A 1392-nucleotide genomic window follows, 5' to 3' on the forward strand; every position below is an offset into this window, starting at 1 on the left:
CGCGAGGGCGATGCCGGAGGCGGCCATGGCGGCGAACGGGTTCAGGGTCGCGGCGCGATCGGCGCCGAGCCGCGCGGCGTACATGCCGTGCGCTCCACCCCAGGCGGCGTCGAATCCCGGCTGCACACTGGCGATTACGCCGCAGCGCGCGAGGTTCGCGATGTGCTCGGCGTCGATCAGTTCGGCATGCTCGACCCGGTGCCCGAGCGCGGCGACGGCGGGCCCGCCGAGTTCGTCGGCCACCTGCTCGATACCGGCGACGAACGCGTCCATCGCGGCGTCGCCGATCGCGTGGAATCCGGCCTGGACACCCGCCACCGTGCAGGCGCGGACATGGTCGGCGATCGCCGCCACATCGAGATAGCTTCGGCCGCAACCGGGCTCGTCGGCGTAGGGCGCCCGCAGCCAGGCGGTGCGCGACCCGAAGGAGCCGTCGACGAACAGGTCGCCGCCCAACGCGTGCACGCCGAGTTCCTCGACCAGGGCGCGTGCCTGTTCGGCGCTGCGCACCGCCTCGCCCCAATATGCCCGGACCTGCACGCCGTGGTCGAAGTCGAGCAGTTCGCGGAGGTCCTCGCGCCCGGCGATCTCAGGGCCCGCGCATTCGTGCACCGCGACGATCCCGTGCGCGGCGGCGTGATCCAGTGCCGCGGCGCGCGCCTGATCCCGTTGCGCCCGAGACAGATTCGCCAGCGCGGCGGTGCGCACCAGATGGTGGGCCGCGGCACGCACCGGCTCGCCGCGGGTGAATCCGTCGGTCGAGGTCAGCTCGGGCAGTGTGTCCAGCAGTGCCGAGGACGCCACGGCGGAGTGCGCGTCCACGCGCGAGAGGTACACGTGTCGCCCGGCGCCCGCCGCCGCGTCGATCTCCTGGACGCTGGGCGGGCGGCCCTCCGGCCAGGTGGTCTCGTCCCAACCGTCACCCAGGACGGCGCCGTCGGGGTGTGCCTCGGCGAACGCGCGCAGCAGGTGCAGGCAGTGTCCGAGCGACTCCGCACCCGACAGGTCCAGACCGGTCAGCTTCAGCCCGAGTGCCGTGACGTGCACGTGTGGATCGACGAACGCCGGCGCGACGAAGGCGCCGTCGAGGTCGACGATCTCGGCGTCGGGGTGCAGCGCGCGTCCCGGCTGCTCGGCGCCCAGCCAGACCACGGTCCCGTCGGTCACCGCCATGGCCGTGGCGTCGGGTGAACTCGCGCTGTAGAAACGACCACCGATCAGCAACTGGGTACTCACGGAGCACCAGTCTGCCGTATGCCCGAAGCGGCGGTTTCGGTCAGCCGTTCAGTGCGGGCCTGCGCCCCAGATCCTCCTGCTGCGCCAGTACCGTCATCACCTCCGCGTACGCCGGCGGCGCTGCACCGGTTCCGCCCGCCGCCGTGGACCGGCAGG

At 72.8% G+C, this 1392-nt stretch carries 1 protein-coding gene; it reads right to left on the bottom strand.

Annotated features, from left to right (window positions below):
• Positions 1-1236, bottom strand: a 1236-nt coding sequence (locus tag NA4_RS26525) for an amidohydrolase (RefSeq protein ID WP_067475664.1), incomplete at its 3' end; no start/stop codon positions are given.
• Positions 1237-1392: the final 156 nt, after the last annotated feature.

The organism is Nocardia amamiensis NBRC 102102 (assembly GCF_001612745.1).
Taxonomy (GTDB): domain Bacteria; phylum Actinomycetota; class Actinomycetes; order Mycobacteriales; family Mycobacteriaceae; genus Nocardia; species Nocardia amamiensis.